This window comes from Mesorhizobium sp. C264A (genome assembly GCF_040324515.1).
Lineage (GTDB): Bacteria > Pseudomonadota > Alphaproteobacteria > Rhizobiales > Rhizobiaceae > Mesorhizobium.
Genome location: NZ_JAMYVY010000001.1, coordinates 1610792 through 1636730, shown reverse-complemented (window position 1 = coordinate 1636730; position 25939 = coordinate 1610792). Strand labels below are relative to the sequence as shown.

25 protein-coding genes and 1 tRNA gene are annotated in these 25939 nt (G+C 62.1%); 16 read left to right on the top strand and 10 right to left on the bottom strand.

What is annotated here, in order from left to right; genetic code table 11:
* Positions 1 to 12: 12 nt before the first annotated feature.
* From NKL04_RS08015 to NKL04_RS07985, 7 genes are all read left to right on the top strand, one after another.
* Positions 13 to 627 (top strand): DUF1326 domain-containing protein, encoded by a 615-nt coding sequence (locus NKL04_RS08015; RefSeq protein WP_023702250.1) that lies wholly within the window; start codon positions 13 to 15, stop codon positions 625 to 627.
* Positions 624 to 1454 (top strand): phosphatidylcholine synthase, encoded by an 831-nt coding sequence (gene pcsA / locus NKL04_RS08010; protein WP_023668966.1) that lies wholly within the window; start codon positions 624 to 626, stop codon positions 1452 to 1454. Before NKL04_RS08015 ends, pcsA begins: the two co-directional genes overlap by 4 nt.
* 18 nt (positions 1455 to 1472) lie before the next feature.
* Positions 1473 to 2450 carry a quinone oxidoreductase family protein gene (locus tag NKL04_RS08005; protein ID WP_023702249.1) on the top strand — a complete coding sequence of 326 codons (978 nt, stop codon included), beginning with the start codon at positions 1473 to 1475 and terminating at the stop codon, positions 2448 to 2450.
* Between the two features lie 210 nt (positions 2451 to 2660).
* A complete protein-coding gene (locus NKL04_RS08000; RefSeq protein WP_023702248.1) occupies positions 2661 to 4238 on the top strand; it encodes an ABC transporter ATP-binding protein in 1578 nt (525 codons plus the stop codon).
* The gene (locus tag NKL04_RS07995; protein ID WP_031193354.1) at positions 4235 to 5359 is read left to right on the top strand and encodes an ABC transporter permease; all 1125 of its coding nucleotides are present in this window, start codon (positions 4235 to 4237) and stop codon (positions 5357 to 5359) included. The genes NKL04_RS08000 and NKL04_RS07995 overlap by 4 nt, the downstream gene beginning before the upstream one ends.
* Positions 5359 to 6279, top strand: a complete 921-nt coding sequence (locus tag NKL04_RS07990; protein WP_023682526.1) for an ABC transporter permease — start codon at positions 5359 to 5361, stop codon at positions 6277 to 6279. The genes NKL04_RS07995 and NKL04_RS07990 overlap by 1 nt, the downstream gene beginning before the upstream one ends.
* A gap of 50 nt (positions 6280 to 6329) precedes the next feature.
* Positions 6330 to 7397: a BMP family ABC transporter substrate-binding protein gene (locus tag NKL04_RS07985; RefSeq protein WP_023668961.1), complete on the top strand. Its 1068-nt coding sequence runs from the start codon at positions 6330 to 6332 to the stop codon at positions 7395 to 7397.
* Between the two features lie 243 nt (positions 7398 to 7640).
* On the opposite strand, the gene rimO is transcribed toward NKL04_RS07985, so the two are convergent.
* From rimO to NKL04_RS07955, 6 genes are all read right to left on the bottom strand, one after another.
* A complete protein-coding gene (rimO, locus tag NKL04_RS07980) occupies positions 7641 to 8954 on the bottom strand; it encodes a 30S ribosomal protein S12 methylthiotransferase RimO (protein WP_023691314.1) in 1314 nt (437 codons plus the stop codon).
* A 141-nt stretch (positions 8955 to 9095) separates the two neighbouring features.
* Positions 9096 to 9755, bottom strand: a complete 660-nt coding sequence (locus tag NKL04_RS07975; protein ID WP_023668959.1) for a TerC family protein — start codon at positions 9753 to 9755, stop codon at positions 9096 to 9098.
* A gap of 263 nt (positions 9756 to 10018) precedes the next feature.
* Positions 10019 to 10426, bottom strand: coding sequence for a DUF930 domain-containing protein (locus NKL04_RS07970; protein ID WP_032997417.1), 408 nt, complete (start codon positions 10424 to 10426; stop codon positions 10019 to 10021).
* Between the two features lie 119 nt (positions 10427 to 10545).
* A complete protein-coding gene (locus tag NKL04_RS07965; RefSeq protein WP_023702245.1) occupies positions 10546 to 11472 on the bottom strand; it encodes a glycosyltransferase family 2 protein in 927 nt (308 codons plus the stop codon).
* Positions 11473 to 12672, bottom strand: a complete 1200-nt coding sequence (locus NKL04_RS07960; protein ID WP_023702244.1) for an FAD-dependent oxidoreductase — start codon at positions 12670 to 12672, stop codon at positions 11473 to 11475.
* 177 nt (positions 12673 to 12849) lie between these two features.
* Complete coding sequence (locus NKL04_RS07955) at positions 12850 to 14046, bottom strand: IS256 family transposase (protein ID WP_352723478.1); 1197 nt, start codon at positions 14044 to 14046, stop codon at positions 12850 to 12852.
* A gap of 500 nt (positions 14047 to 14546) precedes the next feature.
* Here NKL04_RS07955 and NKL04_RS07950 point away from each other — a divergent pair, with 500 nt between their 5' ends.
* Positions 14547 to 15269 carry a hypothetical protein gene (locus NKL04_RS07950; RefSeq protein WP_352723477.1) on the top strand — a complete coding sequence of 241 codons (723 nt, stop codon included), beginning with the start codon at positions 14547 to 14549 and terminating at the stop codon, positions 15267 to 15269.
* Between the two features lie 347 nt (positions 15270 to 15616).
* Here the strand turns inward: NKL04_RS07950 and NKL04_RS07945 are convergent, their stop codons facing one another.
* Positions 15617 to 15808: a DUF3606 domain-containing protein gene (locus NKL04_RS07945; protein ID WP_023668952.1), complete on the bottom strand. Its 192-nt coding sequence runs from the start codon at positions 15806 to 15808 to the stop codon at positions 15617 to 15619.
* Between the two features lie 186 nt (positions 15809 to 15994).
* Here NKL04_RS07945 and NKL04_RS07940 point away from each other — a divergent pair, with 186 nt between their 5' ends.
* A complete protein-coding gene (locus tag NKL04_RS07940) occupies positions 15995 to 16156 on the top strand; it encodes a hypothetical protein (RefSeq protein WP_023691300.1) in 162 nt (53 codons plus the stop codon).
* Positions 16157 to 16303: 147 nt separating this feature from the next.
* Here the strand turns inward: NKL04_RS07940 and NKL04_RS07935 are convergent.
* Positions 16304 to 16393: transfer RNA gene (locus tag NKL04_RS07935), tRNA-Ser, on the bottom strand.
* A gap of 210 nt (positions 16394 to 16603) precedes the next feature.
* Complete coding sequence (locus NKL04_RS07930) at positions 16604 to 17083, bottom strand: MgtC/SapB family protein (RefSeq protein ID WP_027050850.1); 480 nt, start codon at positions 17081 to 17083, stop codon at positions 16604 to 16606.
* 295 nt (positions 17084 to 17378) lie between these two features.
* On the opposite strand from NKL04_RS07930, the gene NKL04_RS07925 reads away from it, so the two are divergent.
* The 7 genes from NKL04_RS07925 to NKL04_RS07895 all read left to right on the top strand — a co-directional run bounded on the left by NKL04_RS07925 (position 17379) and on the right by NKL04_RS07895 (position 24894).
* The gene (locus NKL04_RS07925) at positions 17379 to 18584 is read left to right on the top strand and encodes a septal ring lytic transglycosylase RlpA family protein (protein ID WP_023701721.1); all 1206 of its coding nucleotides are present in this window, start codon (positions 17379 to 17381) and stop codon (positions 18582 to 18584) included.
* A 102-nt stretch (positions 18585 to 18686) separates the two neighbouring features.
* Entirely contained in the window at positions 18687 to 19853 is a 1167-nt protein-coding gene (locus NKL04_RS07920; RefSeq protein WP_023706566.1) for a D-alanyl-D-alanine carboxypeptidase family protein, read from the top strand.
* 72 nt (positions 19854 to 19925) lie between these two features.
* Complete coding sequence (gene tmk, locus NKL04_RS07915; RefSeq protein WP_023701723.1) at positions 19926 to 20600, top strand: dTMP kinase; 675 nt, start codon at positions 19926 to 19928, stop codon at positions 20598 to 20600.
* Positions 20597 to 21652 (top strand): DNA polymerase III subunit delta', encoded by a 1056-nt coding sequence (locus NKL04_RS07910; RefSeq protein ID WP_023701724.1) that lies wholly within the window; start codon positions 20597 to 20599, stop codon positions 21650 to 21652. The genes tmk and NKL04_RS07910 overlap by 4 nt, the downstream gene beginning before the upstream one ends.
* A 90-nt stretch (positions 21653 to 21742) precedes the next feature.
* Entirely contained in the window at positions 21743 to 23293 is a 1551-nt protein-coding gene (gene metG, locus NKL04_RS07905) for a methionine--tRNA ligase (protein ID WP_023701725.1), read from the top strand.
* Positions 23293 to 24081 (top strand): TatD family hydrolase, encoded by a 789-nt coding sequence (locus NKL04_RS07900; RefSeq protein ID WP_023696113.1) that lies wholly within the window; start codon positions 23293 to 23295, stop codon positions 24079 to 24081. The genes metG and NKL04_RS07900 overlap by 1 nt, the downstream gene beginning before the upstream one ends.
* Positions 24082 to 24084: 3 nt before the next feature.
* Complete coding sequence (locus NKL04_RS07895; protein ID WP_023682541.1) at positions 24085 to 24894, top strand: MBL fold metallo-hydrolase; 810 nt, start codon at positions 24085 to 24087, stop codon at positions 24892 to 24894.
* A 23-nt stretch (positions 24895 to 24917) separates the two neighbouring features.
* Here the strand turns inward: NKL04_RS07895 and NKL04_RS07890 are convergent, their stop codons facing one another.
* Positions 24918 to 25679: a GNAT family N-acetyltransferase gene (locus NKL04_RS07890; protein WP_023701726.1), complete on the bottom strand. Its 762-nt coding sequence runs from the start codon at positions 25677 to 25679 to the stop codon at positions 24918 to 24920.
* Between the last annotated feature and the right edge of the window lie 260 nt (positions 25680 to 25939).

The following is a 25939-nucleotide window of genomic DNA, read 5'->3' as shown; positions in this document are numbered from 1 at the left end:
GGGGATAATTCCATGGCAGAGCAAGGCTGGGCAATGAAAGGAGAGCTCGTACTCTCCTGCAATTGCACGGTTTTTTGTCCTTGCGTGCTGTCGCTTGGCAGCCATCCGCCGACGGAGGGTTATTGTCAGACCTGGGCGGGTTTCCGCATCGACGCAGGCCATTTCGGCGAGGTCGACCTGTCCGGCCTCAATCTCGGACTGGTCATGGAAATCCCCGGTTATATGAGCCGCGGCAACTGGACCGCAGGCCTGTTCATCGACAAGCGCGCCTCCGTCTATGCGGTGAAAGCGCTGACCAGGATCTTCACCGGAAAGGCCGGCGGAACCACCACGCTGTTGTCCATCCTTGTCGGCAAGTTCCTCGGCGTCGAGCAGGTGCCGATCACCTACGAGACGCGTGACAAGACCCGTATTTTCCAGATACCGAAGATCATCGACGGGGCGGTCACACCGATTCCCGGCAAGGATCGCGAGAAGGATACCGTGATCGGCAATTCGGAATACTGGATCGCGCCGGAGATCATCGTGGCCAGGTCCGACAAGAGCAAGATGCGGGCTTTCGGCCGCAACTGGAACTTTGCCGGCCGCTCGGCCGAAATCTGCAAACTGGATTGGCGGGGCCCGTGAGCAAGAACACAACCGCCAGGAACGCCGCCAAAAAGATCACCGACCGGATTCCGAGGCCGAAGAAGAAGGTCACCTGGCCGCAGGCGCGGGCATTCTCGGTGCATCTGTTGACCGCGTCTGGCTCGTTCCTGGCCTTCCTGTCGCTGGTGGCGGCAAGCGAGCAACGCTGGACGGCGATGTTCTGGTGGCTGGGGCTGGCGCTGTTCGTCGACGGCATAGACGGGCCGATCGCGCGCAAGCTCGAGGTCAAGGAGATTTTGCCGACCTGGTCGGGCGAACTCCTCGACAACATCATCGACTATGTCACCTACGTGCTGATCCCGGCCTTCGCACTCTACCAGCGCGGCTTCATGGGCGAAGGGCTGTCGTTCCTGTCGGCGGCCATCATCGTGGTGTCCAGCGCCATCTATTATGCCGACACCGGAATGAAGACGAAGGAGAACTTCTTCAAAGGCTTTCCGGTGGTCTGGAACATGGTTGTGTTCACGCTGTTCGTCATCGAGCCCGGACAGTGGGTGTCCTTCGGCGTCGTCGTGGCGGCCGGCATCCTGACCTTCGTGCCGATCAACTTCATTCACCCCGTGCGGGTGGTGCGGCTGCGGCCAATCAATCTTGGCATGACGCTGCTCTGGTGCGCTTTCGGTGCGCTGGCGCTGGCGCAGGCGGCCCTTGCCGCCTTCTACGACCAGATCGGCGTTTTGGGCGAACAGGTCAGCGTCTTTACCAAGGTCGGCATCACCATCACCGGACTTTACCTCGCCTGCATCGGCGGTATCATGCAGTTCTTCCCCAAACTCGGCGCCAAGCCGGACACTAAGAAAGCCTGACCGCAGGAAAGCCCACAAATGTCCAAAGCAATCCGTATCCACGCCCATGGCGGTCCGGAAGTCCTGACCTATGAAGACGCCGATCCGGGACAACCCGGCGCCGGGCAGATCCTGGTCAGGCACACCGCGATCGGCCTCAATTTCATCGATGTCTATCACCGCATCGGCCTCTATCCGCCGCCCGGCGGCTTCCCGCTGATCCCCGGCGGCGAGGCGGCAGGTGTGGTTCTCGAGGTCGGCGCAGGCATCGACTGGCTGAAGCCGGGCGACCGCATCGCCTATGCCGTCAACGTCGGCGCCTATGCCGAACAGCGCGTCGTCGCCGCCGACCGCGTCGTCAAGGTGCCGGACCGCATCAGCGACGAACAGGCCGCCGGCATGATGCTTAAAGGCATGACGGCGGAGTATCTGTTGCGCCGGACCTTCAAGGTGAAGGCAGGCGACACCATCCTGTTTCATGCCGCCGCCGGCGGCGTCGGGCTGATCCTGGGACAATGGGCAAAACATCTCGGCGCCACCGTGATCGGCACGGCAAGCTCAACCGATAAGATCGAGCTCGCCAAGGCGCATGGCTTCGGCCATGTCATCAACTACAAGGAGCAGGATTTCGTCGCCGGGGTCGCCGCCATCACCGGCGGCAAGAAATGTGACGTCGTCTACGATTCGGTCGGCAACGACACATTCCCGGCCTCGCTCGACTGTCTGAAGCCGCTCGGCATGTTCGTCTCTTTCGGTCAGTCCTCTGGACCGATCCCGCCATTTTCGATGTCGCTGCTGGCGCAGAAGGGCTCGCTGTTCGCTACCAGGCCGACTTTGTTCGTCTACAACGCCAAGCGTGAAGACCTCGAAGTCTCCGCCGCGGCATTGTTCGACGTGGTGTTGAGCGGTGCGGTCGAGATCAAGATCAACCAGCGTTATGCGCTGAAGGACGCGGGCAAGGCGCAAGCCGATCTCGAAGGGCGCAAGACCACTGGCACGACCATACTGATCCCCTGATCTGCCTTGCTTTTCAGCGTTTTGCCGCGACGCCAGGCACTGTTTACCCGAAAAACCGGACGATCGGTTTGTTGTGCGAAGCAGGTCAATCTTTACCCCTTGAGTTTCCGCTGAAATTCTTGAAGCTCTTTCAAGGTGGGTGCTGCTTTCGCACGAGAGCGGCCAGCGCATACCATGCTGGCGGGAACACAGAACATGTCCGGGAACCGGATGGGAGGCACTGTGAGTGCAGATCATGATGGAGCGAACCTGCTTGAGGTTCGTGGCCTGACCAAGATATTCGGCACGTTGACGGCGTGCGATCATATCGACCTCAACATCGCCAAGGGCGAGATCCACGCGCTGCTTGGCGAAAACGGCGCCGGCAAGTCGACGCTGGTCAAGATGCTGTTCGGTTCGCTGGAGCCCAATTCCGGCGAGATATTCTGGAACGGCGAAGCGGTGCGGATCACCAGTCCGGGCATGGCGAAGAAGCTCGGCATCGGCATGGTGTTTCAGCACTTTTCGCTGTTCGAGGCGCTGACCGCGGCCGAGAATATCGCTCTGTCTCTGGATGACGGCTCACCGATCAGCTCGATCGCGGCCAAGGCGAGGGCGCTTTCCTTCAGCTATGGCCTGCCGCTCGATCCGGACTCGCTGGTCGGCGATCTCTCGGTCGGCGAACGCCAGCGCATCGAGATCATCCGCTGCCTGTTGCAGACGCCGCAGCTCATCATCCTCGACGAGCCGACCTCGGTGCTGACGCCGCAGGAAGCCGACAAGCTGTTCGAAACGCTTGAGCGCCTGCGCTCGGAGGGCAAATCCATCCTCTACATTTCGCACCGGCTGGAAGAGGTCAAACGCATCTGCGACCGCGCCACCGTGCTGCGTCACGGCAAGGTCGTCGGCCATTGCAATCCGCGCGAGGAAACGGCTTCGTCGCTGGCTCGCATGATGGTCGGCAACGAGGTGAAGGCCGTGGTGCGTGCGCCGGCCGAAGGCATCGAGACCGCGCAGCCGCTGCTCGAAATCCGCGCCCTCAGCCGCAAGCCGGCAACGCCGTTTTCGATTCCGCTGAAGAATATCAACCTCACTGTGCGCGCCGGCGAGGTGATCGGCATTGCCGGTGTCGCCGGCAACGGCCAGGGCGAGTTCTTCGAATCCGTCTCCGGCGAGGTGCTGCAGCAGGACGCCGCATCCGTGCGCATCCGCGGCAAGGATGCCGGCTCGCTCTCGATCACAGGCCGGCGGCTGATGGGCGCTGCCTTCGTACCGGAAGAACGCCTCGGCCATGGCGCCGCGCCGCGCATGAAGCTTTCGGAGAACCTGCTCCTGTCGCGCCACGCCACCGACGGCAAGGTTTTTGTCGGCACCGGCGGCACGGTCAAAAGCGGTGCGGTCTATGCCGCCGCCCAGCGCATCATCGTGGTGATGGATGTGCGCAAGAGCGCGCCCGATCCGGAAGCCGCGGCCCTTTCGGGCGGCAATCTGCAGAAATTCATCGTCGGTCGCGAACTCGACCGCAGCCCTGCCGTCATGGTCGTCAACCAGCCGACCTGGGGCGTCGACGCCGGCGCCGCCGCCCACATCCGCCAGGCGCTGATCGAACTGGCGCGCAGCGGCTCGGCAGTTCTGGTCATCAGCCAGGACCTCGATGAGCTGTTCGAGATTTCGGACGCGATCGCGGTCATGCACAATGGCGAATTGTCGAAACCGCTGCCGATCGCCGAGGCAACTTTCGAAAAGATCGGCCTGTTGATGGGCGGCGCCGAGCCCGGCCACGCCGAACATGTTCTGGAGACGGCATGATGCGCCTCGAACTCGTCAAACGCCCGCAGCGCTCTATGCTCTTTTCGGCGCTGTCGCCCTTCATCGCCTTCGCCCTAACGATCATCGCCGGCGCGGTTCTGTTCGCGCTGCTCGGCGTCAACCCGCTGAGCGCATTTGAGATCTATTTCATCGAGCCGATCAGCCAGGTCTGGCAGTTGCATGAGCTGGCGATCAAGGCCGCGCCGTTGATCCTGATCGCGGTCGGCCTGTCGGTCTGTTACAAGGCCAACATCTGGAACATCGGCGCTGAGGGACAGTTCATCCTCGGCGGCATTTTCGGCTCGGCCATTCCGGTGCTGTTTCCCGGGTTCGAAGGCCCACTGGTGCTGCCGCTGATGCTGTTGTTCGGTATGGTCGGCGGTGCCGCCTATGCAGCAATCCCGGCTCTCTTGAAGACGCGCTTCGGCACCAACGAAATCCTGACCAGCCTGATGCTGGTCTATGTCGCCCAGCTTTTCCTCGACTGGCTGGTGCGCGGCCCCTGGCGCGATCCACAGGGCCACGGTTTCCCGCAGACGATCCAGTTCAACGACTCGGCGGTCCTGCCGGAACTGATGCCGGATGCCGGCCGCGCCAATTGGGGTTTTGTCTTCGCGCTTGTTGCAGCCGTGCTGATCTGGGTGCTGATGAGCCGCCTGCTCAAGGGTTTTGAGGTCCGCGTGCTCGGCTCCAGCCCGAGAGCAGGGCGCTTCGCCGGTTTCGGCCTCAACCGCATGGTGTTCTTTGCCTTCCTGCTGTCGGGCGCGCTGGCCGGGCTTGCCGGCATTTCGGAAGTCTCCGGCGCCATCGGCCAGCTCCAACCGGTGATTTCGCCCGGCTACGGCTTCACAGCGATCATTGTGGCGTTCCTCGGCCGGCTCAATCCGCTCGGCATCGTCGCCGCCGGCCTGGTGCTGGCGCTGACCTATCTCGGCGGCGAGGCGGTGCAAAGCGCGCTCGGCATCTCCGACAAGGTGGCGCGTGTGTTCCAGGGCATGCTTTTGTTCTTCGTGCTCGGCTGCGACACGCTCATCCACTATCGCATCCGTCTGGTCGGCATGGCGCTGACGAAAAGCGCGGCGAAGCTTGAAGCCGCGCCGAAGTTGAAGGAAGCCCGCTGATGGACATCGCCGTCAACATCCTTTTGACCATCGCCACGGCGGCGACGCCGCTTTTAATAGCGGCCATCGGCGAACTGGTGGTCGAGCGCTCCGGCGTGCTCAACCTCGGCGTCGAAGGCATGATGATCATGGGCGCCGTCGGCGGCTTCGGAGCCGGCTATCTCACGGGATCGCCCTGGATGGGCCTGTTGGCGGCAATTGCCATGGGCGCGGTGTTCTCGCTGCTGTTTGCGGTGATGACGCTGTCGCTCGCCACCAATCAGGTGGCGACCGGCCTGTCGTTGACGCTGCTCGGCCTCGGCCTGTCCGGCATGATGGGAACCAGCTTCGTCGGCCAGCCCGGCGAGAGGCTGCCAAATCTCTACGTTCCGGTGCTCACCGACATTCCCGTGGTCGGCAGGTTGCTGTTCGGCCAGGACCCGATCTTCTACATCTCGATCGCGCTGACGGCGGCCGTCATGTGGTTCCTGTTCAAGACCCGCACCGGCCTCACCCTGCGCTCGATCGGCGACAGCCACACATCGGCGCATGCACTCGGCATCAAGGTCATCCGCTACCGCTATCTCGCGGTCATCTTCGGCGGCGCCTGCGCCGGCCTTGCCGGCGGCCACCTGTCGCTGGTCTACACGCCGCAATGGGTGGAGAACATGAGCGCGGGCCGCGGCTGGATCGCGCTGGCGCTGGTCGTCTTCGCCTCTTGGCGGCCGTGGCGCGTGCTGGCCGGCGCCTACATCTTCGGCGCGGTGTGGATCGGCCAGCTTCATGCACAGGCATTTGGCATTCCGGTGCCTTCGCAGCTGCTTTCTTCTCTGCCCTATCTGGCAACCGTCGTGGTTCTCGTTCTAATCTCGCGCAACAAGCGTCTGACGATGATGAACACGCCGGCTTCCTTGGGGCAGCCATTCGTTCCGGATCGTTGACAACAAAAACAAACGGGAAGCTCCAAGGCTAAACTCAGAGAGGTAACACAATGAAAAAACTGTTTATCGCGTTGATGACCACGACCGCCGCCATGTCACTGGCGGCGTCGGCGCAGGCCGCCGACAAGTTGAAGGCATGCTGGGTCTACACCGGCCCGATCGGCGATTTCGGCTATTCCTACCAGCACGACCAAGGCCGCCTCGAGGTGGAGAAGGCGCTCGGCGACAAGGTCGAAACCGCCTATCTCGAGAACGTCTCGGAAGGTCCCGATGCCGATCGCGCTTTCGAGCGTCTGGCGCGCGAAGGCTGCAAGATCATCTTCGGCACCTCTTTCGGCTTCATGGACCCGGAAGTGAAGGTCGCCAAGAAGTTCCCCAAAGTGATGTTCGAGCACGCCACCGGCTACAAGACCGCTGACAATCTCGGCATCTACAATGCGCGCTTCTATGAAGGCCGCTACGTGCTCGGCCAGATCGCCGCCAAGGAATCGAAGGCAGGGGTCGCCGGCTATATCGTTTCCTTCCCGATCCCCGAAGTGGTGATGGGCATCAACTCCTTCATGCTCGGCGCGCAGTCGGTCAACCCGAACTTCAAGGCCAAGATCGTCTGGGTGAACTCCTGGTTCGATCCGGGCAAGGAAGCCGACGCGGCCAAGGCGCTGTTCGACCAGGGCGCCGACATCATCGTCCAGCACACCGATTCCACTGCGGCACTGCAGGTGGCGGAAGAGCGCAAGCTGCACGGCTTCGGCCAGTCCTCCGACATGATCAAGTTCGCGCCGAACGCGCAGCTGACCTCGCTGACGGACGAATGGGGGCCGTACTACATCAGCCGCGTTCAGGCAGCGCTCGACGGCACCTGGAAGCCGGACAATGTCTGGCTCGGCATCAAGGACGGCGCCGTCAAGCTGGCGCCCTTCACCAACATGCCGGACGATGTGAAGGCGATGGCCGAGGCAACCGCGAAGAAAATCGCAGATGGCTGGAACCCCTTCACCGGACCGGTCGCCAAGCAGGACGGCACGCCGTGGCTCAAGGACGGCGAAGTCGCCGACGACGGCACGCTGCTCGGCATGAACTTCTATGTGAAGGGCGTCGACGACAAGTTGCCGCAGTAAGTATCGGAAACGCAAAAGAGAAGGGGCGCCGCGCGGCGCCCCTTTTCATTTCGCGGGCTGCACGGCCTCGACTGCGAAACCGCGCCTAATGCATGTCGCCCAGAAGTGTGCCGCGGTTCTGGGGCACGGACATGCATCAAAATAAAGACTTAAAGCGCCTCGTATGAATCCGTTTCAGCGCGACGCGCTTTAGGGCAGTGCCAAAAATCCGAGGGCGCCGGGAGGCGCCCTTTTGGCAATTTTCTAAACCGCCGAGCCGTAAAGGTCGTAGGCGTCGGCGCGGTCGATCTTGACCGTGACGATGTCGCCTTGGCGCAGCGGACGGCGCGACTGGATATGCACCGAACCGTCGATCTCGGGCGCGTCGTATTTTGTCCGGCCCTTGGCAGACGTGCCATGCGCCTCGTCGATCAGCACCGGCAGGCGCTTGCCAACCTTCTTGGCCAGCTGCGTCGCCGAGATCTTCTGCTGGCGCTGCATGAAGCGATGCCAGCGCGCTTCCTTGATCTCCTGCGGCACCTGTTCGAGGCCGAGATCGTTGGAGCGGGCGCCGCGGACCGGCTCGTATTTAAAGCAGCCGGCGCGATCGATCCTGGCCTCGTCCAGCCAGTCGAGCAGCATCTCGAAATCCTCGTCGGTCTCGCCGGGGAAACCGACGATGAATGTCGAGCGTATCGCCAGATCCGGGCACACCTCGCGCCAGCCGCGAATGCGCTCCAGCGTCTTTTCGCCATGGGCTGGACGGCGCATGTTCTTCAGCACCTGCGGCGAGGCGTGCTGGAAGGGGATGTCCAGATAGGGAAGGATTTTTCCATCCGCCATCAGCGGGATGACATCGGCGACATGCGGGTAGGGGTAGACATAGTGCATGCGTACCCAGATGCCGAGCTTGCCCAGCTCCTCCGACAGGTCGAGGAATTTCGCCCGCACTTCGCGGTCGCCGAACATCGACGTCTGGTACTTGATGTCGATGCCGTAGGCGCTGGTGTCCTGCGAGATGACCAGCAATTCCTTGACCCCGGCCTTGGCCAGCTTCTCGGCCTCGCGCAGCACATCGGCCGCCGGGCGCGAGACGAGGTCGCCGCGCAGTGCGGGAATGATGCAGAAGGTGCAGCGGTTGTTGCAGCCTTCGGAAATCTTGAGATAGGCGTAGTGGCGCGGCGTCAGCTTGACGCCTTGCGGCGGCAGAAGGTCGATATAGGGATCGTGGCTGGGCGGCGCCGCCTCATGCACCGCGGCCATCACGCTCTCATAGGCCTGCGGGCCGGTGATGGCGAGGACGTTGGGGTGCTTCTCTCGGATGACGTCCGGCTCGGCGCCGAGGCAGCCGGTGACGATCACCCGGCCGTTTTCCGAAAGCGCCGAACCAATGGCGTTGAGCGATTCGTCGCGGGCTGAGTCGAGAAAGCCGCAGGTGTTGACGACGACAAGGTCGGCGCCGTCATGCTTGCGCGCGATCTCATAGCCTTCGGCGCGCAGGCGCGTGATGATGCGCTCGGAATCCACAAGCGCCTTCGGGCATCCAAGGCTGACGAAACTGACGCGAGGCGCAGACATGAGAAAACATTCCGGGTTTTTCGGGATCGGCGGCCAGTACCACACTTATTGCGGCATTGGTATGGGCAGCGGCTGCGGCGAACGCGACCACTGCCTCCGGCAGATACCCACGCTGCTACAGAAGCTGTGGGACCGGCAGCGTCAGCTCACCACAGGACTGACATGCGGCCAGACCTCGACAACGCCGCGATAGACCATATCGATCGCGACGTAGAGAATGATCAGCAAGCCGACATAGGCGATCCAGCGGTGGCGATGCAGCAGCTTGGCAATGAAGCTCGCGGCCAAGCCCATCAAGGCGATTGACAGCACCAGGCCTATGACAAGCACCGGAAAATGATCGCGCGCCGCACCTGCGACCGCCAGCACATTGTCCAGCGACATCGAAACATCGGCGACGACGATCTGCAGGGCCGCCTGGCCGAGCGTCTTGCGCGGCGCCTTGCCCCCCACCGTTCTGTCGCTGTTGAGGTCGGAATCGGACAGGGCCTCGGTCGCCTCGAACTCGTCGGCATGCGACGTCCGCAGCTCGCGCCACATCTTCCAGCACACCCACAACAAAAGGATGCCGCCGGCCAGCAGCAGGCCGACAATGGCAAGAAGCTTGACGGTGACGGCGGCAAACAGGATGCGCAGCACAGTCGCCGCCAAAACGCCGATCAGGATGGCTTTCTTGCGCTGCTCGACCGGCAGGCCGGCGGCGGCAAGGCCGATGACGATGGCATTGTCGCCGGCAAGCACCAGATCGATGGCGATGACCTGGAGGAGGGCCGTCATGCTTGCAGCGCTGAAAATGTCCATCGACCGGAGCCCCTTGCTGTATCGGCGTGTTCGTCGTCGGATATGCCGACGCCCTAACGTGTATGGTTCCCGCGCGTCAAGAGACTGCCGGCGCAATTCCAGGAAAAGTGCGTAGCGGTTTTCCGTCCGGAATTACGCAAAAACAAAGAGTTACAGTGGGTCAGCTGCTCCATAAAAAGGCTGAACCGCTCTAACCGCCGACGCTGAAAGCCACGGGAATAGGGAAGGTCGTTCTGCCAGAGAGAATTCTGGTCGCAGCGAATTCAGTCGTAGAGATTGTACTTCGCCCAGTCGGCTTCCGGAATCTCGTCGCCGATGCGGTAACGGAACTGCAGGACCTCCATATGGTCCGGCGCCGTCTCGCATTTGAACTTCAGCCGGTACCACTGTCCCTTGCTGCGGAAGGCAGCACCCGGGCTGCGGATGACATCGGCTTTCATTTCCGGCGTCGCGAAGGCGTAGGCGACGACGCGGTCTGCCTTGTACTTGTGGTCGTCATGGCTGATGCGGTCGAGCACTTCGGCGTCGCATCTCTGCTCCAGCCGGGTCTCCGGGTCGAGTTTCAGCAGGCCGGCGCGCAGGGCGGCGTCCATCGCGTGGGCGGGCCAGGCCAGCGTCACCGAGGCCAGCGCCGCAAGGAATAGTTTTTTCATGGGCGGGAGAGCGACCATAACTCGCGTGAAAAATCAACCGGAGTGCCATTTTGGGGCAGCCGGATATGCGCGGAAATCGCCGTTGGCCGGGCAGGGTGTTTTGACGCAGCCGCTTTGATACGTCGCCGGCGCCATTCTTATTTGTCCGGGCTGCCATGCACCGATTGCCTGTTTCGCCATCTTTGCGCTTCTCGCGATCGCGGCAGCCACCGCCACGGCCGCAAGGCGATATAGGCAGCGAGGAAGGTTCTCTGTGCAAGGCCGGCCTCGCTGTGCCAGACCTCCCTTATCCCCGCCGCCCGCAATGCCCTTCGTTGGGTGCTGTTGCGTTCCCAGCGCCGGCTGATGCTGCCCGCCCGGTAGTATTTGTGGCAGAGCACTTGCGGCACGCGGACAAAGCCGCCGAGCAGCGACAGATGCAGAAGCCAGGTCCAGTCGGCGCTGAATTCGCCTTGGCTGTTGGGCTTGATCCCGCCGCTGCGGTGGAACGCCCAGGCCCTGAATACCCCACGGTTGGGGACCCACCATCCATGCGGCTGGCGCGCCATCACCCGGCCACGCGCAAAACCGTCCTGCAAGCCCTCCAGCAGGTCGAACTTCCACGTGGCACTTTCGCCGCTGACTTCGATCACTTCGACATCGCTGAACGACAGTACGGCCTCGGGATTGGCATCGAGCGCCCGCACCAGCGCCTCGATATAGGTTGGATCGATGACGTCGTCATGGAAGGCAAAGAACATCAATTCGCCGCTGGCATTGGCCATCAGGTCGTTGGAGTTCTTCAGCCATCCCAGGTTTTTGTCCCGGCGCAGGATACGGACATCGTCGCGGCCGCCGGCGAAGGCCGAAACGATCTCGAATGTCGCGTCGGTCGAATTGTCCTCGCCGACCAGGATCTCGATATTGTCCCAGGTCTGCGCGGCGAGGCTGTCCAGCGTACGCAAAATGAATGCCGCCGAATTGTAGCATGGCACCAGCGCGGTGACCTTCGGCCGCCAGCCGGATCGAAGCTCGACTTGTTTCTGCGCTACCTGCTTCGCGCCGCCGTGTTCTGTCTCACCCATTCACTCGATCCCGCAGATTTGCCGCGCCAGCCTGTCGGCAAGCCACGGCGCCGTCGAATATTTACCTGTGTCGACCGAGATGTAGTTGCCCAGGCGGTTGACCCCGAATTGGTCGCGGCGATGGATCGTGGCTTTCGGGTCGCTGAGCGAACCACGCCCTTGCGCAAACACGAAGCCGCCGCGTACCTCAAGTTCCTCGGCATCGTCGAACATGCTGGAAACACTGGGCACCAACCGAGCGAGCGTGGCGCGAACGTCGCCGATGAACCGCTGTCGTGCGTCGGCATCGAGCGCTTGTGGCGTTTCGATCGACAATTCGCCACTCTCCGCAAGCAACCCGCTCGGATACCAGGAGAGATAGAAGTTGCGCCCGTTATAGTTTTTTATGTCGCCGAACGGGCCAAGGGCGACGACCGCGCACGGCACATCGACAGGCTGCCTGGTGCGGCCGAACAGGCAAAGCCGGTAGCGGTGCGACCATCCGTGAACCGGCTCGATGCCGGCCGTGCGGTCGACAGCCAGCCGCCCCTCCCAAAGGCAATTGACGACGATGTCGAACGCCTCACTTTTTTCGCCTGCGACCGCCACGCGCCATTTCCCGTCAATTCCGTCCACCGGCTGTGCCGACAGGACTTTGGCCGCCATTCGCAAGCCGGTGTTGGGTTCACTCCGAAGCACGGCGCAAAGCCGGTCGGCAACCCATCGCGTGTTGACGGATCGCTCCGGCACCTGGAAGCCGCCGACGATCTGGTCCGAGTTGGTGACATCGGCCAATTCAGTTTTGGAAAGCCGATTCGATCGCGCCGCCGATACGTCGGCAAGGTAGCTGGTGGCGTCAGCGTGGCTGCGCACCAATACATCTACACGTTCAAAGATCGCCCCCAGCGCCTCGACAGCGACGACCGAGTTGCGATGGACCAGATAAAGGTCTTCCGAAAAGGTCGTGTGCGCTTCCAGATTGCTTCCGATCAGCTCGGAAACAAGCCTGCCGAAACACAGTCCTCCCGAAAGCAGATGCCGGGCGGTCAGCAGCGAGGGATCGTTCCCGTAGAGATAGCCGAGATGAATCTTGCCCTCGTTCCAACGGCTGGCGCAGACCATCGGCTCGCTCTCCTTGTCGAAGAGGGACACCGCGTAGCCTCTGCGGGCCATCATGAGAGCGAGGCTGGCGCCCATGATGCCGGTGCCGAGAATAGCCATTCTGCCGCGAGGCGCTGTCATGTCCTGGCGCGCATCGCGGCCTCTCCTTTCCTGACGATTGTCATCAGGGATACGAGACGTAGTCTTTAGGGTCGTAACGTAAGCCCGCCAGATGCCGGTCGAAATTTTACCGGTTGTGTGCGTCAAGTTCTGCAAAATGGGCGATCATGATGCTGGTCATGCGGCTTGGCGCAGAGCGAGCTTCTTGTGCTCGCGCAGATCATCCATGTTGATATAGCGGTTGGCCTCCATCCAGTTTTCGTTGGTTTCGACGGCCAGCGCCCTGACCAGGCGCAGGCAGCTTTCGGTGTTGGGGAAGATGCGCACGACATAGGTGCGCCGGCGGATTTCCTCGTTGAGCCGCTCCAGCATGTTGGTGGATTTGAGATGCTTGTGGTGCTGTCTCGGCAGCCTGAAGAAGGTCAGGGTTTGTTCGATGGCATCCTCGGCCCAGCCTGTCAGGCGCGGATAGCGTGCCGACCATTTGGCAAGCCATGCGGCAAGATCAGCCCTGGCCTCTGCGAGATCGCGCCGGTCGTAGAGCCAGCGCAATTCCTGCAGGCAGTCGTCGCCGTGCTTCCTCGGCAGATGATCGAGCGCGTTCCTGAGGAAGTGCACGTAGCAGCGTTGCCAGGCGGCTTCGGGGATCACCTCGCCGATCGCTGCCACCAGGCCGGCGTGATCGTCGGACACAACCAACTCGACGCCCTTGAGGCCGCGCGCCTTGAGGCCGACGAGGAAGTCCCTCCAGGCCGAGCGGCTCTCGCGATTGGCCATCTCCACGGCCAGGATCTGGCGCCTTCCGTCCCAGTCGATACCGACCGCGATCAGCACCGCCTGGCTCATGACAACACCGGCTTCACGCACCTTCTCGTAGCGCGCATCGAGGATGAGGTAAGGAAACGGCTCTTGAAGGGGGCGCCTGGCAAAGGCAGCGAGGCTCTCGTCCAGCCGCTTGTTGATGGCCGAGATCGACGAGGCCGAGAAGGCATGGCCGCACAGTTCTTCCGTGATCGCCTTCACCTTGCGGGTCGACACGCCCTGGACATACATCTCGGCCAGTGTCGCCACCAAGGCCCGCTCGGAACGCTGGTAGCGCTCGAACAGCTCGGTGGAGAAGCGCCCGGCCCGGTCCTGCGGAACCCGCAGCTCGAGCTTGCCGACCCGCGTCACAAGGGTACGGCCGTAATAGCCCGAGCGATAGCCAAGCCGTTCGGGCGTGCGCTCGCTCTTCGAGGCACCCAGCGCCTCGTCCATCTCGGCCTCAAGCACCTCCTGCATCACCGCACGGAGCACTTCGTGCAATCCATCCGGGTTCGAAAGCAAAATGTCTTTGACGGCAGCGCTGGTCGATTTACCTTCTGTCTTGGTCATGGTGGCGTTCCTTCCAGGGAATCGGTGACGTTGAACATCACCAGCCTGCCATGACCGCCCTCTCTCAGCGAATTTGCAGAACTCTCAGCACACTACCATTTTACCTCAGACTAGCGCTTATATCAAAAGACAGGGAATACAACCACTTAGGCGGTGTTTGGGAACACTGCAGCGGATCGGTGTCGAGCTCGGCCTCAGGCCGATAGGTGCCGACTACCGAAGGTCGCCGCGCCGTCACGACTTCTGAGTCGCGGCCGAAACCACGGCTTAAGACCTTGGTCCGAGCGGTCTAGGACCTTTGAGTTCGGAAGGCCGGCCGGTTCCAAGGAGGGTGATCTACTTCAGCAATTTCAAAGAGTTATGCTGGTTGGCGTTTCGCCGGCCGACCGCTTCGTTCTCGCAATGAAAGCACAGCTATATCCAAGTTTAGCCTTTGTGTTAGCGATTCCTCATGTTGCCCGCTATAGCGGTTAGTGGCGGTGGCAATCTCGGAGGTAGTTATGACATCCCGAAAGACCCTTTTTGCTGCATTTGCGGTATTCTCGCTTCTGGTGTCGCCGGCCCTGGCTGCTGCTGGTGGCAACGGCCATGGTAACGGCCATGGCAATGGTAACGGTAACGGCAATGGCAAAGGCAATAGCGGAGGAAACGGTAATGCCGGCGGCAATGGCGGAGGCGGCGGTTCGCTCGGCAAGTCGGCATCCGCCAAGGGCCAGGTCGCCAAGGCCGCTACCGGTTCAGTGTCCAAGGAAAAGAATATCCATGCCAAGCTGGGCCGGTTGAACTCACTGCAGCGCAACGCCAACGCCTTTATGCACTCCAAGAGCAAGAACTTCGCTGGCGTGCAGGCTTTTGTGACACAGTCGGCAATAGCCAAGAACGCTCAATCGGCGCTCGATGCCGCTAATCAGGCGGTTGCCGACGCCAAAGCGGCGCTCGACGCGCTGAATGCGAAAGCGGCTGACCCGAATACCCCGCCCGAAGATGTCCCGACGCAGGCCGACCTCGATGCAGCACAGGCAGCGCTCGATGACGCCACCCAGGATGCGGCCGCTGCTCAGACCGCCGCCACAGCTGCCGCTGCCAACGTCCCATCGATCGATGCAGCCCTTGCCCAAATGGCCAACAAGCCCGTTGACCCTGAGGTGACAGATTGGGCCAATAGCGTACTTGCCGACAAGATCGACCAAGTAGCCGCCAAGCTGGCGCCGGCCGCGCCCTAAGGCCCCATGCGGCGGCAGCGATCCAATCGACGATAAGCCGTCGGGTCCGCCCGGCGGCTGCACCTTTCTCGCCTATCTGCAGCGTTGGTCCCAATGCAGGTCCGAGATTCTGGTCATGGCTATTTTGCGAAATCTCCAGCCGGGCCGCCGTCCTCAAGGCTGAATTCATGCGTGCTTCGCGCATCTTCATCGACCACACGAAACCAATGCTCCTGAAGCGCTCTAGGCGACACCCTTTGGCCCGTGACCTTCTCTACCGCAGATAACGGATCATCGGCGCTCGTGGCCTGAGTTGAGACACACTCCTCTCCATGCCACTCTTCCACCTGGTACTCTGGCATGCCGGCCTACCTACCGCTCCCCAGAGCCTTCGCTTCCCGCTCCAGCGTCTCGCGTCGGTTGCCGTGCTTCGCGATCAATTCCTTGACCTGCTGCGGGGTGATGCCGGCCTTGGTGGCGAAATACTCGACTTCATAATCCTCATCGGCAGAGACGCGGTCCCGATCGCGGAAGTCCGTCTTCGTTTTGTCGTCAGCCATTTGCTTTGCTCCTGGTTGAATGATCAACCGCAACGTGCAGCCGCAGCCTTTTGTTGCAGCGGAGCCCGGATTTCCGAAACGGTCACATGGGAAAACGGCCCTCAGTCGCAGGAGGTGCTGGTGTTGCTGTAACTTTGAACGGAACGGTTCTTCTCCTTGACGGTTGTGACGTGAAGGAGATGCCTCATGTTTGAAAGTGTGATGTGGTTGATCGTCGTTGCTGGTGGGCCACTGTTGCTGGCCCTATTGATGGCATACGTTCTTATGACCCGACGCCACCGTGGTCCTGCAGAACGCATGGAAAGCGACCGCGCGACCAAACGGCTCTATCGCCAGGACGAACGTTGATCCTGAGGCTGGCGCAACGTTTGCGCTCACGCTGGCCCGCTGCCTCGCGGTGGCAGGCTTCTTCGTTTTAGGAAGTTAGGAATAACTTAGGAAAGATTTGGCCCTCTTTGAAAATACAGAGGCAATTCAGCACGGTAGCCAAATATCTGGCGGAGGGAGTGGGATTCGAACCCACGGTGGGCTTGCACCCACGCCGGTTTTCAAGACCGGTGCCTTAAACCGCTCGGCCATCCCTCCAACGTGACTTTTCAATCATCTAGGAACATCAACCGACCCAGTGAACGACAGTTGGTATCGAATGATACCTATCCTTCCGGACCAGCTTGCGGTTCATTTCTCTAGAGCGTTGCCCATCGCCAAGTCAACCATCGGCGCTGCCATGGATAATAGGGGGTGGCGTTCGTTACCCGAACGGAGCTGCGAACCCGTTTTCGAAGGAGCCGGGATCTAATTGCGATCCTTGCTGCCGACCTGCACAAGTTGCAGAAGACCCAGCACGACAAGTGCGAGCAAGGTAGCCAAAGCCGCGATCTGCCAGAACCCGAGCCCAACCGCCAGGCCTATGGCGCCTGCCAGCCACATGCCCGCCCCAGTGGTAAGCCCTTGAACCTCGCCCTTGGAGAAGAAGATCAAGCCCGCGGCCAGAAATGCCACGCCGGCAGTCGTGGCTTCGATCAAGCGGATAGGATCAATGGCGATTTCCTGACCATCGAAGACGTGAAGATGAGTAATCTCGATCGTGAGGATGGCAATTAGAGCCGTCGCAACACAGACCAGGATGTGTGTCCTCAATCCGGCCGGTCGGTTACGCCATTCGCGTTCGATCCCAACGATGGAGCCAAGGACGGCCGCGAGCAAAAGCCTGGCTGAAATTACGGAAAAGGGCAGCCACGTCTGTTGCCCGAAACGTTCAATGAATTCATCCATGAGGCGCAGAACGTATCTCGGGTCGGTCGGTTCCAGGCAGCCGCGCTTCATGCCACAGGTTCACTTCCAGACTCCAAAGGACAGAGGTCTCGGATGCCTCCTCACAGGCGCCCGGCCAGCCCGGGACCTGGCCGCCACATTCCTGCCCGGTTCCGGACACAATCGATTAATACGCTGATAAACAATTCCTGCGCACAAGGGATGGGGATTGGCGCGTCGCAGGCATTGCTCATCTGGCTCCGCCGAAATTCTAGAAGCGGCGCCTGTGTCGAGACGGTAGGGGACATCGGAAAACATGCAGACCACGACGCATCGGCGTCTTCGTCGCGCTCCTGCTTTGGTGTTGTGCGCTCTTTCGGCTGCGTTGCTGGCCGCGTGCGCGTCGCCGCAGTCCGAGCCGAAAGCCATGGTCTACAAGAAGCCTCGCTCCAAGGAATATTTTGCCGAGACCGAGTACGGCGTGAAGGCCAGCCCGCGCGTTCAGTACATGCGGCGCGGCGGCGGCCGCGACCAGTTGGGCAAGCCCTATCAGGTGCGCGGCAAGTGGTATTACCCCAAGGAAGACAAGCGCTACGCCAAGGTCGGTCTCGCCTCCTGGTATGGCGATGCCTTCCACGGTCGCCTCACAGCCAATGGCGAAGTCTACGACATGACCCATCTGACGGCGGCGCATCCGACCATGCCGCTGCCAAGCTACGCCCGTGTCACCAACACCGAGACCGGAAGCTCGGTCATCGTGCGCGTCAACGACCGCGGCCCCTATCACGAGGGACGCATCATCGATGTCTCGGAACGCGCCGCGCAAATGCTCGACTATGCCAAGGTCGGCACGGCCAGGGTCAAGGTGGAATATATTGGCCGCGCACCGCTCGACGGCGACGACGACCAATATCTGGTCGCCTCCTACCGCCCGGGCAACCGCCCGGACCCGTCCGATGGCTTGCCGACCGGCGTCATGGTGGCGATGAACGGACCTTCGCCGAGCCTATCTGTTGGCGCACCCCCTGCCGTAGTGCCGTTTCCTGGTCAGTTGACGAATTCCGACACACAGCCAGTGATGTCGATGCAGGCACCGGCCTCAAGCGATGTGACGCTGCCTGAATTCGGGCCGATCGTGCCTCAGCGCCCGGAATCGCCCTTTGCCGTGGCTTCGCTCTCCTATGCGGATGAGCGCGTACAGCGCGCCGACGTCTTTGCAGCGCTTGACGACCAGGGCATGTCGCCAGCCGACATCCTGCAATCGTGGAAGAAATCCAACCCGCAGGCATCGCCTGCCGTTTCCGACTATGTCGCCGCCGGATCCTTCGACGATGCCGCCGAGGCAAAGCGGGTGGCTGCGGCTCTCGAACCGTTCGGCAGGACCGAAATCCAGAGCACCGAACTCGACGGCAATGACTGGTACGCGGTCAATCTCTATCCGGATGGCCATGGCAATGTCGACGACCTCTTGCGCGCGGCATGGTCGCATGGCGCGCCGGACGCGCTGGCTGTGCGCAACTGACCAACAAAGGCACGCCGGTTTTGTCATTGCGCGGTTGATCCGCCGGGAAGAAGCCTGATAGCGTTGCGGCAAGTTTCTGCCGGCTAACAGTCGAGCCTCTTCATGCGATTTCGCCTTTTCCACCCTTTTGCCGGGCTTTTTGGCCTTGGCTTCTTGCTTGCCGCGCTGGTTCCGGCCAACGCGCAGCTTTTCGAGACCAAGGCGACGCAGGCTTTCATGATCGATGCCGAAACCGGCACGGTGCTGTTTTCCAAGGATGCCGACCAACCGATCCCGCCGGCCTCGATGGCCAAGCTGATGACGATGGAGATGGTCTTCAACGCCATCAAGTCGAAGCGCATGAGCCTCGACGACACCTTCGTGGTTTCGGAAAATGCCTGGCGCAAGGGCGGTGCGCCTTCGGGAACGTCGACCATGTTTGCCAAGCTCAAATCGGCGATCCGGGTCGAGGATCTGATCCAGGGGGTCACCATACAGGCCGCCAATGACGGCTGCATGGTGCTGGCCGAAGGCATGGCCGGTTCGGAAGAGAATTTCGCGGCGCAGATGAACGATCGCGCGCGCCAGATCGGGCTGCCGAAATCGACATTTGTCAATTCCACCGGCCTGCCGGCCGACGGCCAGCAGACGACAGTGCGCGAACTGGCGCAGCTTGGCCTGCATATATGGCGCGAATATCCGGATCTCTATCTCTATTACGGCCGGGCCGATTTCACCTGGAACAAGATCTCGCAAAAGAATCGCAACCCGTTGCTGGCCATGGGCATCGGCGCCGATGGGCTGGCGGTCGGGTCGAGCGAGGCGGGCGGTTTCGGCATTGTCGGCTCGGTCAGCCATGACGGAACCAGGGTGTTCGCGGCGATGAGCGGATTGGCCAATGATCGCGAGCGCGCCGAGGAAGCGCGCAAGCTGCTCGAATGGGGCGTCCGCTCCTTCGAGAAGACCGAGATTTTCGCCAGCAACGAAGTGGTCGGCGAGGCCCAGGTGTTCGGCGGCGCCAAATCCAGCGTAGCGCTGAAGGCAAAGGCGCCGATCGACGTCCTGCTGCCGATCGCCAACCGCGACAAGCTGACCGCCAGGATCGTCTATCAGGGGCCGGTATCGGCGCCGGTGGAGGAGGGGCAACCCGTCGGCGCGCTGCGCGTCTGGATCGGCGATACGCTGAGCCAGGAAACGCCGCTTTTCGCCGCGGAATCGGTCGGCGTCGGCACACTGCCGCAACGCGCGTTTGATGCCGCCAGGGAACTGGCCGTAGGCTGGCTGCGTTGAGTTCCTGCGGCGTGGACCTTTTCTCGGGCGCGGACTAAGACACCAGCGCAAAGCAGGACAAAGGCCTTTCGATTGGCAAGCGGATTTTTCATCACCTTCGAAGGCGGCGAGGGCGCCGGCAAGTCGACGCAGATCGAACGGCTGGCCCAGAAGATGCGCGCCAAGAAATACGATGTCCTCCTCACCCGCGAACCCGGGGGGTCACCCGGCGCCGAGGCGGTCAGGCACGTGCTCCTGTCCGGCGCCGCCGAGCCTTTCGGGCCGAAGATGGAGGCGCTGCTGTTTGCCGCCGCGCGCTCCGACCATGTCGAGCAGGTCATCCGGCCGGCGGTGGAGCGCGGCTCCATCGTGCTTTGCGACCGTTTCCTGGATTCGTCGCGCGTCTATCAGGGCGTCACCGGCGGCCTCGATCCGGCTTTCATGGAAGCTCTGGAGGAGGTCGCCATCAACGGCATGATGCCGGACATGACGCTGATCCTTGACATTGACCCCGCCGAGGGCTTGCGGCGCGCCGCCGCGCGGCGTGGCGCCGAGGACGGTCCGGACCGCTTCGAAAAGGAGACGCTGGACATCCACCAGCGCCGCCGTGACGCCTTCCTGGCGATCGCAACCGCCGAGCCGGACCGCTGCATCGTGATCGACGCGTCGGCGCCTCCCGCTACGGTGGAGGATGTCATCACCGCGGTGGTGTTCGCCGCACTTGAGGCGAGGGCGCCCGCGCGCAACCGACAGGCGGCGCCCGCATGATCTTCGAACGCATCGCTCCCGAGCAGCACGACACGCTGGACGGTGTACCGGAGCCGTCCGAGACGCTGCGCCTGGTCGGCCATGAGCAGGCGGCCGCGATGCTCGCTGCCGCCTATCGCTCGGGAAAACTGCCGCATGCGGTGATCTTTGCCGGGCCGATCGGCATCGGCAAGGCGACGCTTGCCTTTCACCTGGCGCACCATCTGTTGAAGCATCCGGCCTTCGACCAGGCGCCGGATGTGTTTGCCGTTCCCGATCCGGCCTCATCGCTGTTTCGCCAGATCGCCACCGGGGCGCATCCCGGCGTGCTGCATCTGACCAGGCCGCTGAACGACAAGACCAAGAGCTTCAAGACGGTCGTCACCGTCGACGAGATCCGCAAGGTCAACCGCTTCCTGTCGCTGACCTCGCATGACGGCAGCTACCGGGTGGTGATCGTCGATCCGGCCGACGACATGAACACCAACGCCGCCAATGCCTTGCTGAAGAACCTCGAGGAGCCGCCGAGCCGCACGCTGTTCATCCTCATCGTGCATGCGCCGGGCAGCCTTTTGCCGACCATCCGCTCGCGCTGCCAGATGGTGCGGCTGACGCCGCTCGATGCCGGCAGCCTGATGAGCGTTCTGGAAACCGTCGAGCCGCCGCCACCTTCCGATCCTGCCGCGCGCGCGGCACTGGCGGAACGGGCAGGGGGCAGCGCCCGCAATGCGATCCTTCTGACCCAATATGGCGGGCTGGAGATTGCCGGCACGCTCGACGCCCTGGTCACGTCGGGCAGGAGCGACATCGCCGGCGCCTATCGCCTTGCCGAGGCCGTCGCCGGCCGCGACCAGGCGATCCAGTTCGACATCTTCAACCGCCGCGCGATCGATCTGCTCTCCACCGGCGCCAGTGAAGCCGCGCTGGCTGGGGATCTCGCGCGGGCGAAAACGCTGTCCGACACTTGGCACGAGGCGCTGAACGCCATATCTGAGACCGATACCTACAATCTTGACAAGAAGCAGCACGCCTTGACCATGATCGACCGCCTGAATTCCGCAATGCGAATGTGACCGGTTTCGGCATTGGGGCGGGATGGCAATCGCCGTCTCGATGCGATATCCACCGCTCACATTCATTCGGCCATTCATCACGGTTAATTCATGTCACGCGACACATTCTACATCACGACACCAATTTTCTATCCGAACGGCAAGCCGCATATCGGCCACGCCTATACGGTCATTGCGACCGACGCGCTGGCCCGCTTCCAGCGCCTGGACGGCAAGGACGTGCTCTCCCTCACCGGCACTGACGAACACGGCCTCAAGATGCAGCAGACGGCCGAGAAGGAAGGCATAACGCCACTCGCGCTTGCCGACCGCAACTCGGCGATCTTCCGTTCGATGACAGAGGTCCTGGGCGGCTCGAATGATGATTACATCCGCACGACGGAACCACGCCACTACGAGTCGTGCCAGGCGATCTGGAAGGCGATGGCGGCCAATGGCGACATCTATCTCGACCGCTACAGCGGCTGGTATTCGATCCGCCAGGAAGCCTATTTCGAAGAGAGCGAAACCACGCTCGGCGACGACGGCGTGCGCCGCGAGCCGCTTGGCTCGCCGGTCGAATGGAATGAGGAGGAAAGCTACTTCTTCAGGCTTTCCGCCTATCAGGACAAATTGCTTGCGCTGTACGAAAGCCAGCCCGATTTCGTCGGTCCGGCCGAGCGCCGAAATGAGGTGATGAGCTTCGTCAGGTCCGGCCTCAAGGACATCTCGGTCTCGCGCACGACCTTCAATTGGGGCGTGCCGGTGCCCGGCGACGACAAGCATGTGATGTATGTCTGGGTCGATGCCTTGACCAACTACATCACCGCTGCCGGCTATCCCGACACCAAGGCCGAGCAATGGCGCTACTGGCCGGCCACGCACATTATCGGCAAGGACATCGTCCGCTTCCATGCCGTCTACTGGCCGGCTTTCCTGATGTCGGCCGGCATCGAACTGCCGAAGCGCGTCTTCGCGCATGGCTTCCTGTTCAACCGCGGCGAGAAAATGTCGAAGTCGGTCGGCAATGTCGTAGACCCCTTCACCATGGTCGAGCATTACGGCCTCGACCAGGTGCGCTATTTCTTCTTGCGTGAGGTGCCATTCGGCCAGGACGGCAGCTACAGCCATGACGCGATCGTCAACCGCACAAATGCCGATCTCGCCAACGGTCTCGGCAATCTGGCGCAGCGCTCGCTGTCGATGATCGCCAAGAACTGCGGCGGCGTGGTGCCGCATCGCGGCGAGCTGACCGAAGCCGACAGCGCGATCCTCGACCAGGCGGTGGAAGCGCTGGGTACCGCGCGCCAGGCGATGGCGGAACAGGGCATCCATCTCGCGTTGGCGGCGATCTTCGGCGTTATGGCGGAAGCGGATCGCTACTTCGCCTCGCAGGCGCCCTGGGCGCTGAAGAAGACCGATCCGGCGCGCATGGAAACAGTGCTGTGGACGACCGCCGAACTGGTGCGGCGCGTGGCATTGCTGTGCCAGCCCTACATTCCGGGGTCGGCCGGCAAGCTGCTGGACCTGCTGGCGGTGCCGGCGGACAAGCGTGACTTCGCGCATGTCCATGCCGACTATGCGCTGGTGCCCGGCACGGCGCTGCCCGCGCCGGAGGGCGTGTTTCCGCGTTATGTCGAAAACCCTGAGGCGAGCGCCTGATGCTCGTCGACAGCCATTGCCATCTCGACTTTCCGGATTTCACCGAGGAGCGGGCGGCCATCGTCGCCCGCGCCAAGGCTGCCGGTATAGGTCACATGGTGACCATCTCGACACGCGTGAAGCGGTTTGCGCAAGTGCTTGAGATTGCCGAGAGTTTCGACGAAATCTATTGCTCGGTCGGCACTCATCCTCACAATGCCGGCGAAGAGCTGGATGTGACGGCTGAGGACCTTGTGCGCCTGTCCGCGCACCCGAAGGTGGTGGCGATCGGCGAGGCCGGGCTCGACTATTTTTACGACAAGGCGCCACGCGATGCGCAGGCGCAGGGCTTTCGCACTCACATAGCGGCCGCGCGCGAGACCGGCTTGCCGCTGGTGATCCATTCGCGCGATGCCGATGACGACATGGCTGCCATCCTCGAAGACGAAACAGGGAAGGGCGCCTTCCCCTTCATCCTGCATTGTTTTTCGTCGGGGCGACGGCTGGCAGAGGTCGGCGTGGCGCTTGGTGGCTATGTGTCCTTCTCGGGCATACTGACCTTCAAGAACTCCGCCGATTTACGCGCCATCGCAGCCGATGTGCCGCATGACCGGCTGCTGGTCGAGACCGACGCACCGTATCTGGCGCCGGTGCCGTTCCGCGGCAAACGCAACGAGCCGGCCTATATCGCGCATACAGCCAAGGTGCTGGCGGAGACGGTCGGCGTTGGCGAAGCCGAGATCGCGACGCTGACGACGGCAAACTTCTTCCGGCTGTTCGGCAAGATGCCGCGGCCCGCCGGGCTCTGACGCATGAGCGACCGGCTGCGCCTCACCATCCTCGGCTGCGGCTCGTCACCTGGCACGCCGCGCATCACCGGCGATTGGGGCAATTGCGACCCGGCCAATCCGAAAAACCGGCGTACACGCTCAGCCGCGCTCGTCGAGCGGATAGCAGCCAACGGCGCCAGAACCACGGTCGTCATCGACACCGGGCCTGATTTCCGTGAGCAGATGCTGATGGCGGCGGTCCGGCGCATCGACGCCGTCGTCTATACGCATCCGCACGCCGACCACATCCACGGCATCGACGATCTGCGCGGCTACGTGCTGGAGCAGCGCCATTTGATCGATGTCCATGCCGACCAGCCGACCATGCTCAGGCTGCGCGAAGCGTTCGGCTATTGCTTCGAGACGCCGCTTGGCAGTTCCTATCCGCCGATCGTCAGGCCGCACATCATCGATCACGCAAGGGCGGTGACGATCGAAGGCGAGGGCGGTGCCCTCACCCTCGAGCCGCTGCCGCAGATCCATGGCGACATCATTTCGCTCGGCTTCCGCATCGGCGGGCTGGCCTACTGCCCCGATATAAGCGACTTCCCGGATACCACCGCCGAGCGGCTGCGCGGCCTGGAAATGCTGGTCATCGATGCCTTGCAGTACCATACCCATCCCAGTCATCTGTCGCTCGGTCAGGCGCTTGGCTGGATTGAAAAACTGGCGCCGAAACAGGCCGTGCTGACGCATATGCATGTGCCGCTCGACTATGCCACGGTCAAGGCTGAGGTGCCGGCCAACGTCACTCCGGCCTATGACGGCATGGTGATCGAAATTCCTTTATGAGACAGCATGATACGAGCAGATCTTTATAAGGACGTTTGGTTCTTCGGCGCGAAGATCAGCAGCGTTCCAATCCGCTTATAGCCCATGCGGGGATAAAGCAGCGCTCCGGCACGCGTCGCCAACAGCATCGAGCACCGCGACGCATGCGCTTTGTCGTCATGCAGCATTTTGGCCATCAGCGCCTGGCCGATGCCTCGACGCCGGTATGAAGGCTCGACAAACATTGCCGAGCACCATGTGGCGCCGATGGCGTCTATGCTGCGCACACGCCCGACGATGGCGTCGCCATCGAGCGCCACATACTGGCGAAACGGCGCATCGTCGCCGAGTTGATCGTCTGGAAGTGGCCGCCTGCGTATGACCTTTCCCAGTTGTGCAGCGCGTTCAGCCGTCCTCACGCGTTCGATAGAGACGATTGCTGGCGGGTCTGGAATTTGGCGCAGCGACTGGATGAAAAAGCCTTCCGTCCGCAGCAGCCGGTAGCCGAGCGCCTTGTAGGCCGTTCGCGTTGGTTCGTCCGGGCCGTCATTCGCGATCACGACCGAAACGGCAAAGCCCGGCCGCGCATGCTGCCGCACGATGGCATCGGCTTCCTCGGCGGCGACGTCATGGACGATCCATTCTTCGCCACGGTAGTCGCGTGCATTCTTGCGCTCGGCATCGCGCATCAGCCACAAGGGTCCGACGCGGCTGGCTTCGTATGGAAAGGTGCGGCTCTTGTCGGTGCTGAAGCCGTGCACGAACACTTCGATCGCCGCTTCGATGTCACGCTTTCCTGTCGTCATCGACACAGCGTAGCGTTGGCCAACGGCTCATGCCAAGTCATCTGATGCTGGCCTCCGATCCAGCCAGCATCTTGAATCACAAAACCACTCTCACGCTTCTGTCAAAATCTGAAACGCTCTATGAAAGTCCGCGTCCTTTCCCAGCTGCGGCCTGATGCATAAGTTCCATAATCTATCTTATGCGACTTTCATATGTGGCTGCTGCTTCCATTAGGGGCCTGCCAATATACGCCCTGCTGACTGAGATGCAGGCCGGCGGC

Coding starts and splice junctions, on each gene's coding strand:
- NKL04_RS07955 (WP_352723478.1), bottom strand. CDS start 14,046: ATGACCAAGACAGAAGGTAAATCGACCAGCGCTGCCGTCAAAGACATT.
- NKL04_RS07970 (WP_032997417.1), bottom strand. CDS start 10,426: ATGGTCGCTCTCCCGCCCATGAAAAAACTATTCCTTGCGGCGCTGGCC.
- NKL04_RS07995 (WP_031193354.1), top strand. CDS start 4,235: ATGATGCGCCTCGAACTCGTCAAACGCCCGCAGCGCTCTATGCTCTTT.
- NKL04_RS07940 (WP_023691300.1), top strand. CDS start 15,995: ATGTTTGAAAGTGTGATGTGGTTGATCGTCGTTGCTGGTGGGCCACTG.
- rimO (WP_023691314.1), bottom strand. CDS start 8,954: ATGTCTGCGCCTCGCGTCAGTTTCGTCAGCCTTGGATGCCCGAAGGCG.
- NKL04_RS07985 (WP_023668961.1), top strand. CDS start 6,330: ATGAAAAAACTGTTTATCGCGTTGATGACCACGACCGCCGCCATGTCA.
- NKL04_RS07895 (WP_023682541.1), top strand. CDS start 24,085: ATGAGCGACCGGCTGCGCCTCACCATCCTCGGCTGCGGCTCGTCACCT.
- NKL04_RS08005 (WP_023702249.1), top strand. CDS start 1,473: ATGTCCAAAGCAATCCGTATCCACGCCCATGGCGGTCCGGAAGTCCTG.
- NKL04_RS07910 (WP_023701724.1), top strand. CDS start 20,597: ATGATCTTCGAACGCATCGCTCCCGAGCAGCACGACACGCTGGACGGT.
- NKL04_RS07990 (WP_023682526.1), top strand. CDS start 5,359: ATGGACATCGCCGTCAACATCCTTTTGACCATCGCCACGGCGGCGACG.
- NKL04_RS07965 (WP_023702245.1), bottom strand. CDS start 11,472: ATGGGTGAGACAGAACACGGCGGCGCGAAGCAGGTAGCGCAGAAACAA.
- NKL04_RS07945 (WP_023668952.1), bottom strand. CDS start 15,808: ATGGCTGACGACAAAACGAAGACGGACTTCCGCGATCGGGACCGCGTC.
- NKL04_RS07930 (WP_027050850.1), bottom strand. CDS start 17,083: ATGGATGAATTCATTGAACGTTTCGGGCAACAGACGTGGCTGCCCTTT.
- NKL04_RS07950 (WP_352723477.1), top strand. CDS start 14,547: ATGACATCCCGAAAGACCCTTTTTGCTGCATTTGCGGTATTCTCGCTT.
- NKL04_RS08015 (WP_023702250.1), top strand. CDS start 13: ATGGCAGAGCAAGGCTGGGCAATGAAAGGAGAGCTCGTACTCTCCTGC.
- NKL04_RS07925 (WP_023701721.1), top strand. CDS start 17,379: ATGCAGACCACGACGCATCGGCGTCTTCGTCGCGCTCCTGCTTTGGTG.
- NKL04_RS07890 (WP_023701726.1), bottom strand. CDS start 25,679: ATGACGACAGGAAAGCGTGACATCGAAGCGGCGATCGAAGTGTTCGTG.
- NKL04_RS08000 (WP_023702248.1), top strand. CDS start 2,661: ATGGGAGGCACTGTGAGTGCAGATCATGATGGAGCGAACCTGCTTGAG.
- NKL04_RS07920 (WP_023706566.1), top strand. CDS start 18,687: ATGCGATTTCGCCTTTTCCACCCTTTTGCCGGGCTTTTTGGCCTTGGC.
- metG (WP_023701725.1), top strand. CDS start 21,743: ATGTCACGCGACACATTCTACATCACGACACCAATTTTCTATCCGAAC.
- NKL04_RS07900 (WP_023696113.1), top strand. CDS start 23,293: ATGCTCGTCGACAGCCATTGCCATCTCGACTTTCCGGATTTCACCGAG.
- NKL04_RS07975 (WP_023668959.1), bottom strand. CDS start 9,755: ATGGACATTTTCAGCGCTGCAAGCATGACGGCCCTCCTCCAGGTCATC.
- NKL04_RS07960 (WP_023702244.1), bottom strand. CDS start 12,672: ATGGCTATTCTCGGCACCGGCATCATGGGCGCCAGCCTCGCTCTCATG.